We start from the raw sequence: 8,984 nt of genomic DNA, 5'->3' as shown, positions 1-8,984 counted from the left end.
AGACATATTGATTGCTTTTTCAATTTCCTTCATAACAGACTTATCCCAAGGCTGAATCTGTAGTATTCTCGCCTCCGGCACAGATACGTTTCCTACCTGCTGAATCGGGGTGGGTGTACCATAGTAATCCACCATAATACGGTCTAAAACGTGGGGGTTGGCTCTTCCTGCACGAATAGTTCCCAGCTCACTCATCAGGTTATCGTGAGTCTTGTGCATCTTCTCAATGTAAATGGTAAATTGATCATCCATCTTTCTTTCCTCCGGCTCTTCTTATCTTGTATACTAAAGCTTCATTTCATGGAACAAAGCTTTATTCATAACGAGTATCGCTCGCAAAGCGTGCGATATCTCGTTTATAGGACAATGATTCTTTTTGAAACTCAATCCGCTGTAACTCTGGTTCCTCTATGCTCTCCCAAAAGAGCCTTGGCAATACCATCTTCCTCTTCTAAAGAAAATACGGACAAGGGAAGTCTGTTTTCCAAGCAAAGAATGGATGCGGACAGGTCAATTACTTGCAGTTTTTTCTCCACTACCTCATCAATGCTTAAGCTTTCATATTTCTTTGCATCCGGAAACTTCTTGGGATCCTTATCATAAACGCCGTCAATGGCCTTAGCCAAAAGAATCTCCTTACATTCCAATTCCAATGCCCGAAGCACTACTCCGGTATCCGTAGAAAAGAAGGGATGTCCCGTACCTCCGGCGCAAAATACCACCTGTCCTTTTTTCAAAGCCTTCACCGCCTTATCCTTGGAAAAAAGCTCCGCCATATCTCCTACGGCAATGGAGGACATAATCTTTGTTTTCAATCCGCTGATGCGGAAAATTTCAGAGACATAAATACAGTTCATCATGGTGGCTAAAATCCCCACCTGATCTGCTTTGTAGCGGTCCACCTGCTCCGACTGTCTTCCTCTCCAGAAATTGCCTCCGCCAATCACAATGGCAACTTCCACCCCTTGGCTTACGGCTTCCTTCACCTGCTTGGCAACGGCAAAAATCACATCATCGGAAAATCCGAAGTGCTTTTCCCCTGCCAGGGCTTCTCCGGAAAGCTTTAACATCACTCTTCTATTTGGCATACTAACCTCCCTTTTGACTTTCCCTAGTTTACCATACAAAAAAAGCCTCGGCAATTCTTCCGAGGCTTTTTCCTGTAAAAATAAACTTTACGAATGATTCCTTAATTATTCCTTTGTAGCATGCATGAAATACCAGAAACCGTTTGGATGATGCCATACATTCTTTAAATTCTCTTTCTGTAACCAGGTATCATTGTAGTAGGCGATAGGCGCAATAGCGGCATCCTTAAGAGCTAACTGCTCTGCCTCATGCATAGCATCATAGTAAGCTGCCTTATCCGTAAGGGTCTTTGCCTTATCCATAATGGAGTCATATTCCGTGCTGGAATACTTACCGTCGTTGTTTCCGTTGGTTGTTACCAAAAGATTTAACATATTGGCAGGATCATCCCAGTCATAAAGCCATCCCTGTCTTGCAATATCAAAGTTTCCGGAACGACGGTCTGCCGTAAAGCTTGCCCACTCCAAAATGCTGATAGAGCAATTTAATCCAAGCTCCTTTTTCCATACATCCTGAGCATACTCCGCTACCGGCTTATGATAATCCGTATCATTGGTGGAATAGGTAAATGCAGGGAAGCCCTCTCCGTTGGGGTAACCTGCCTCAGCCAAAAGCTCCTTTGCCTTTGCAAGCTGTGCGTCATAACCCTTTAAATCAAATGCATTACCATACTTTTCCTCGGTAACCTTCTCAAAGGAACTTCCTTCCTCCGCATCGGAAACACCGGTTCCCACGAAGTTGGTTGCCGGACTGTAAAGCCCCTGCATAATGCTGTTGGCAATATAATCACGATCCAATGCCAAGGATAATGCTGCTCTCACCTTAGGATTGTTGAAAGGCTCCTTATTGCAGTTGAAAATCATAAAATAGGTTCCGCGCAGGGGATCGATATGATAATCCGCTGTCTTTTGAACACTCTCTAACTCCTCCTTCGGGAAATCTCTGGAGAAATCCAGGTCTCCCTGATTGTAAGCGGTATAAGCTGCATTGGAGTCCTTTACCAAAAGCCAGTTAATGGTTTCAAAGGTAACGTTATCCTTATCCCAGTAATTCGGGTTCTTGGTCAAAACATACTGCTCATCCTGGGTATAGGCGGATACATAGTATGGACCGTTGGAAACGTAAGTCTCGGCAGTGTTGGTCCAAGCATCTCCGTTTGCTTCAATGGTAGCCTCCTGTACCGGAACCATTACTGCAAAAGCACAGATTTGCTCGAAATAGCTACAGGGATAGGCAAGATGAATAACAAAGGTCTTATCATCCGGTGCTTCTATTCCCAAAGCATCCAGATTGCCTGCAGAGGCCTCCTTATAGCCCTTCACCATGCCCAAAAGCTCTTCCGCATAGGGCGCCGCAGTGGCAGGATCGGCTACTCTCTTCCAAGAATAAAGAAAATCCTTAGCGGTTAAATCAGTACCGTCAGACCACTTTAAGCCATCCCGTAAATGGAAGGTATAAGTTAATCCGTCATCACTCTTCTCATAGCTTTCCGCCTGAGCGGGAACGATGCTTCCGTCCTTATCATAGCGTAAAAGTCCTTCAAAGGTGTGGTTAATCATGTTTGCCGCTTCTCTGGCGTTGTTTAATGCAGGATCAATTGTCTCTTGGGGTGGTCCGATTTCCACGTTTAATACGGAATTATCGGAAGCCTCTGCTCCCTCCGCCTTTGTTGCATCACTTCCCTGCTTTCCGTTGTCTGCTGATTTTTGTCCTCCGCAAGCCGCCAAGGATACAGCTACAGCCATGGAAAGTCCCAGAAAAATTTTTTTCTTCATTACTCCTCCTCTTCAATGAAACGAAGCGTTTCGAAAAACTTGAAACAATCGTTAAGTTAAAAACCTTTGAGATTCTACCATATAAAAACGGTCAGGACAATGCCCGACCGTTTTTCTTTTATATACTTTTTAAATTTCTTTTAAGCTTTTTTACCATACATAAACAGGAAATATCCCGTTGGGGTATGCCAAACATTGCTTAAGTTTGGCTTCTCCAGATAAAACTCCGTGTAGTAAGCCACAGGGCAAGCGCCATAGTCCTTTAACAGAACCTGCTCCGCCTGATGCAGATAATCATAGTGCTCCTCTACATTTGCAGTCTTTCTCGCCTTGTCCACCAAAGCATCAAAATCCGGATTGCTGTACTTACCGTCATTATTACCGTTTCCGGTTTCAAAGAGGTTAATCATATTGGAAGGATCGTTGTAATCCATTACCCAACCGTTTCTTGCCACATCATAGTTTCCGGAACGGCGATTTGCGGTTACAGTCTTCCACTCCTGGATATCGATGTTCATGGTCAGTCCCAGCTGCCCCCAAGCATTTTGCAGGTACTCTGCTACAGGCTTATGGTAGCTGGCATCATTGGTCAGGTAGGAAAATGCAGGGAAGCCCTGTCCGTTTGGATAGCCTGCTTCAGCCAGTAATTCCTTGGCTTTTGCAAGGTTCTCTTCGTATTTACTGTTATCAAAGAAATTACCGTACTTTTCTTTGGTCACCTCTTCAAAGGAGGAGTTCTCCCCGGCATCACTGATTCCGGGACCAACCAGATTGTTTGCAGGAGTATAGGTTCCCTGCATAATGGTATTGGCCACATAGTCTCTATCTACCGCTAAGGAAAGAGCCTCTCTTACCTTAGGATCGTTAAAGGGAGCCTTCTGTGTATTAAAGCTGATATAATAGGTACCCATCATCGGTTCCAAGTGAAATTCCTCATTTCCCTTAAGGCTTGGAATTTCCTCGGAAGGAAGGGTTTTTGCCAAATCCAATTCTCCCTGATTGTAAGCGGTATAAACAGAGTTTCCATCTTCAATCAGATGCCAAACAATCTTATCAAAGGTGATATTATCCTTGTCATAATAATATGGATTCTTCTCATAAACGATTCTATCCCCATCCACATATTCCGTCATTCGATAAGGTCCACTGCTGACATAAGTTTCCGGCTTTGTTGCCCAGGCATCTCCATTTTCTTCTACCGTCTTTTTCTGTACGGGAGCTGTAGAAACAAATGCTGCAATCTGATCAAAGAAGGTGCAGGGGCTACTTAGCTTTACCACAAAGGTATCTTTATCCGGAGCGGAAACCTGTAAAGCATCCAGATCCCCGTTGGAAGCCTCTTCATAACCTGCCACCACACTTAGTAAATCATATCCGTAGGGAGCTGCCAAGGCGGGATCTGCCAAGCGCTTCCAGCTATATACGAAGTCCTCTGCCGTTAAATCCGTTCCGTCAGACCACTTTAAGTCGGGACGAAGATGAAAAGTCCAAGTAAGTCCGTCATCGGAATGTTCCCATTTTTCCGCAAGTCCGGGCACAACATCGGAATTCTTGTCAATGCTGAGTAATCCGGTAAAGGCATGCAGAATATAGGTGGCTCCATCAGATGCAGAGTTTAAAGCAGGATCCATGGTTTCCGGAGAGGAACCAACCTGAACATTAAGCTCTCCACCTTCGGAAGCTTCAGAAGCCTCAGCAGCCTGGCTGCCGCTCTCTCCCTTTGCAGATTCCTGTTTGCTCTTATCGGCTCCACCACAGGATACCAAAAAGGCCAAACTCAAGGCCGCAATGGGAAGTAGGTACTTTGCTTTTCTCATAAAATTCTCCCTTCTAAAAAATTGGTCATAGTGTCTATATAGGAAGGAGCCTATTCGTTGCTCATAAGCTTTCGAATCACTCCTAAACCTCATGTATTGCAACAGGATTAAACACCCCACCTTACTGTTATTCCTATTATGACAGTATGGCTTTATCTCTTAATTCACCCTGTCTAAATGATGACAGGCTGCAAAATGTCCGCTTTCCACCTCTTTAAATTCCGGCTTCTTCTCCGCACATAGACCGTCTGCATAGGGACAACGGGTGCGGAAGGGACAACCTGATGGCGGATTTACCGGGGATGGGACATCTCCCGAAAGAATAATTCTATGGGATGCTCTGGCCACCTTTGGATCTGCAATGGGAACCGCAGAAATTAAGGACTTGGTATAAGGATGCAGTGAATGGAAGGTGATGGTATCACTATCCGCCAGCTCCACCAAATGCCCCAGATACATTACCCCGATTCTGGAGGAAATATGATTTACGATAGATAAATCATGGGCGATGAAGAGATAGGTCAATCCCAGCTCCTCTTGCAAATCCTCAAACATATTCACCACCTGAGCCTGGATGGACACGTCCAAAGCAGAAACCGGCTCATCACAAACGATAAATTCAGGATCCACTGCCAGGGCTCTGGCAATGCCGATTCTCTGTCTTTGACCTCCGGAGAACTCGTGAGGATAACGGTTGGCATGCTCCGAGTTCAGACCTACTGTAGAAAGCAGAGAAAGAATTTTTTCTCTACGCTCCGCCTTTGACTTACAAAGCTTATGAATATCTATAGCCTCCCCAACAATATCCTCTACAGTCATTCTGGGATCCAAAGATGCGTAAGGGTCTTGGAAAACAATCTGCATCTTCCTTCTGTAGGGAAGCATATTCTTCTTGATTTTCTTTTCCGCATCAAAGATGACTTCTCCGCCATAAGTGATACTTCCGCCGGTAGGCTCTGTTAAACGAAGGATAGAACGGCCTGTTGTAGTTTTGCCGCAGCCGGACTCTCCTACCAGACCAAAGGTTTCTCCCTTATTGATAAAGAAGGAAACATCATCCACAGCCTTAACCACCTTATTGCTTCCTGCCACAGGAAAATACTGCTTTAAGTGACTTACCTCTAATAAACGCTCCGGCATTTATGCTTCCCCCCTTTCCTTCAAAAAGTCTTCCTTCTGTTGCATAAAACATCTGTCATAATGCACACCCTCATACTGATTCTTCTCCGGCTTATGGGTTAGACAAAGCTTCATACAGTTACTGCATCTTGGCGCAAAGCCGCAACCCTTTGGGGGATTCAGAAGATCCACCGGCTGTCCTTCGATAGGTACCAGCTTGGAATAATCATGCTCATGGAACTTGGGAATGGAACGCAGCAGTCCCTTGGTGTATTCATGCTTCGGATTATAGAAAATATCATCCGTTGTTCCATATTCCACGATTTCACCGGCATACATAACCGCAATATAGTCGCACATGGAGGCAACCACACCCAGGTCATGAGTAATCATAATGATACCCATCCCTAATTTTTGTTTTAATTCCTGCATCAGCTCTAAAATCTGTGCCTGAATAGTTACGTCCAAGGCCGTAGTAGGCTCATCCGCAATTAAAAGCTTGGGTTCACAGGCTAAGGCGATGGCAATCATTACTCTCTGCCGCATACCGCCGGATAACTCATGGGGATACTGCTTTAATCGCTTCTCCGGCTCATTGATACCAACCAGTTCCAAAAGCTCCTTGGCTCTCTCCATAGCCGCTCTTCCCTTTTTATCCGTATGAAGGGAAACCGCTTCCGCAATCTGATTCCCAACAGTCCATACCGGGTTCAAAGAGGTCATGGGATCCTGGAAAATAATGCTGACCTCATTCCCCCGAATCTTCCGAAGCTCCTTTTCACTCATTTCGTGGATTTTATGGCCATTAAACTCTACCGAGCCTCCCACAATCTTACCATTCTGGGCGGTAAGTCCCATAATGGAGTAGGCGGTAACGGATTTTCCCGAACCGGATTCTCCAACAATTCCTAAAACTTCTCCCTCGCGCATTTGCAGGGTAACGTTATTTAAAGCCTTTACCTCTCCCGCCGGAGTAAAGAAGGATAAACGCTCTTCTTGAATATCCACAAGATATTGACCGGACATATTTTCCTCCTTACTGCTGTTTCAATTTCGGGTCAAAGGCATCACGCAGGCCATCTCCCAAAAGGTTAAAGCTTAAAATGATAATAAAAATCAAGAAAGCCGGGGCAAAAAGTTTTTCCGGATAGGTTTGAAATCCGTTTAAAGCGGCACTGGCCAAAGATCCCAAAGATGGCATCGGTGCCTGTACACCCAGTCCTAAAAAGGAAAGGAAGGACTCGGTAAAAATGGAACTGGGAATCTGTAAGGTAGTGGTTACAATCAGGGTACCGATACAGTTTACAATCAAATGCTTAAAGATAATACGACCGGATCCTGCACCCAAAGCCTTTGCCGCGGTAACATACTCACTCTGCTTTAAAACCATAATCTGAGAACGGACGATTCTGGCCATTCCCACCCAGTACAGTAAAGCAAATACGATAAACATGGAAATCATATTGGAGCCAAGCTTTTGCATCCAGGCAAAGCCCGGTTTGCTGGCCAATGCTTCCAGAGGGAACTTCAAGGTCTGGGCCAAGAGGATAATAATCAGTACGTCGGGAACCGTGTAGATAATATCCACGATTCGCATCATGATCATATCCACTAATCCGCCGAAGTATCCGGCGATTGCCCCAAATATGGAGCCAATGACCAGGATCAAAACGGAAGCCACAAGACCTACCGTCATGGAGACTCTTCCTCCTACCAGTACACGAATCATATAGTCACGACCATTTTGATCCGTTCCCAAAAGATGCGGAAAAACCTTTTCCCCTGCATCAATTTGCTTCTGCTCCGTCTTTGAGTACTGCATGGGAGCCAAACGCTCCGAGCCCTTCATCTGCTGTTCATACTTATAGGGATAAACGCCGGGTATCAGAAAGCAGCAAATAGTAATCAAAAAAACAATAAACAGAGCACTCATGGCAATTTTATTTTTCCGGAAACGATGCAAGCCGTCCTTCCAGAAGCTTACGGATTCTCTCATAAAGACCAGAGACTCCTTATCCTCCACAGAAGCCGGAGTAAAATCTTCCAAGCTCCACTGAAGGCTCAAGGGATTTTTCTTTATTTCTTCCATTTTATTCTCCTTACTTTAATTTAATTCTCGGATCCACAATCGCATAAGCAATATCCACGAAAAGGTTCATGATAATAATAAATACCGCCAGGAAAATGGTGGTTCCCATAATCATGGGATAATCTCGGCTGGTAATAGAGCTTACGAACTCCGAACCAAGTCCCGGAATATTGAAAATCTTTTCAATGATGAAGGAACCGGTCATTAAAGCGGCAAGCAAGGGTCCAAGATAAGTAATTACCGGTAAGATTGCATTTCGTAAGGCATGCTTGAAAATTGCTTTAAAAGTTGTAACCCCCTTGGCCTTTGCGGTTCTCATATAATCCTGCCCCATAACATCCAGCATGGAAGAACGCATCAATCGTGCCATATAGAAGGTGGGATATAAAGCCAAGGCCACCACCGGCATAATGTAGCTTTGGGCATCCTTTAAGCCCAGAGAAGGCAACCATTTTAACTTCGTGGTGAAGATATAAATTAAAATCGTAGAGGACAGAAAGGAAGGAATGGCTATTCCCGCAGTGGATAAAACCACCAAAAGGTTATCAATAAACTTTCCTCTGTTAAATGCGGCTACGGCCCCTAAAGGAATTCCGGTGCAAACTGCAAGGATTAGTGCAAGTCCTCCTACCTTTGCGGAAACCGGAAACTTTGTCCCGATAATCTGGGATACCGTTCTTCCCCTCTTCTTAATGGATAAACCGAAGTCTCCCTTTAAAATGCCGGTCATATAGGTGGTGTATTGCTGAAATAAGGGCTTATCCAAACCATATTTCGCCTCCATAGCAGCCTGGGCCTGAGGCGTTACTGCCTTCTCGGACAAGAACGGTCCTCCCGGAACCATATTCATAACAAAAAATGTTAATGTTGCTACCAAAAAGGCTGTAATTAAGGACATAATCGCCCTTTTTAAAATATACTTTGGCATAGCGCCCTCCTTCTTTAATGAATTTACATAGAAATATACACGATATGCTCCGGACTTTCAAGACACAATAAAATGAATTTTGGGCATCAGATTGCATTTTTTTTAGACAATTCTTGGAATCTTTCTTTTTATCAATAAATTTTTTAATTTTATCAAAAGACACAACC

General features: G+C 44.4%; 8 protein-coding genes. All 8 read right to left on the bottom strand.

Annotation, left to right across the window (positions count from 1 at the left end; genetic code table 11):
• Positions 1 to 252 (bottom strand): ribosome-recycling factor (locus ACO4PX_RS06305; protein WP_485572011.1); only part of this gene is annotated, 252 nt, incomplete at its 3' end.
• Positions 253 to 383: 131 nt separating this feature from the next.
• Positions 384 to 1,088, bottom strand: a complete 705-nt coding sequence (gene pyrH, locus ACO4PX_RS06300; RefSeq protein WP_183683983.1) for a UMP kinase — start codon at positions 1,086 to 1,088, stop codon at positions 384 to 386.
• A gap of 105 nt (positions 1,089 to 1,193) precedes the next feature.
• Positions 1,194 to 2,864: a peptide ABC transporter substrate-binding protein gene (locus tag ACO4PX_RS06295; protein WP_315365624.1), complete on the bottom strand. Its 1,671-nt coding sequence runs from the start codon at positions 2,862 to 2,864 to the stop codon at positions 1,194 to 1,196.
• Positions 2,865 to 3,004: 140 nt separating this feature from the next.
• Entirely contained in the window at positions 3,005 to 4,681 is a 1,677-nt protein-coding gene (locus ACO4PX_RS06290) for a peptide ABC transporter substrate-binding protein (RefSeq protein ID WP_485572010.1), read from the bottom strand.
• A gap of 159 nt (positions 4,682 to 4,840) precedes the next feature.
• The gene (locus ACO4PX_RS06285) at positions 4,841 to 5,821 is read right to left on the bottom strand and encodes an ABC transporter ATP-binding protein (protein WP_183683980.1); all 981 of its coding nucleotides are present in this window, start codon (positions 5,819 to 5,821) and stop codon (positions 4,841 to 4,843) included.
• Positions 5,822 to 6,826, bottom strand: coding sequence for an ABC transporter ATP-binding protein (locus tag ACO4PX_RS06280; protein WP_485572009.1), 1,005 nt, complete (start codon positions 6,824 to 6,826; stop codon positions 5,822 to 5,824).
• Between the two features lie 10 nt (positions 6,827 to 6,836).
• On the bottom strand, positions 6,837 to 7,889 hold the full coding sequence (locus ACO4PX_RS06275; protein WP_485572008.1) for an ABC transporter permease: 1,053 nt from the start codon (positions 7,887 to 7,889) through the stop codon (positions 6,837 to 6,839).
• A 10-nt stretch (positions 7,890 to 7,899) separates the two neighbouring features.
• Positions 7,900 to 8,817: an ABC transporter permease gene (locus tag ACO4PX_RS06270; RefSeq protein ID WP_183683977.1), complete on the bottom strand. Its 918-nt coding sequence runs from the start codon at positions 8,815 to 8,817 to the stop codon at positions 7,900 to 7,902.
• Between the last annotated feature and the right edge of the window lie 167 nt (positions 8,818 to 8,984).

The organism is Oribacterium sp. (assembly GCF_057249185.1).
The sequence above is the reverse complement of the archived record's forward strand: the minus strand, read 5'-3'. Positions and strand labels throughout refer to the sequence as shown.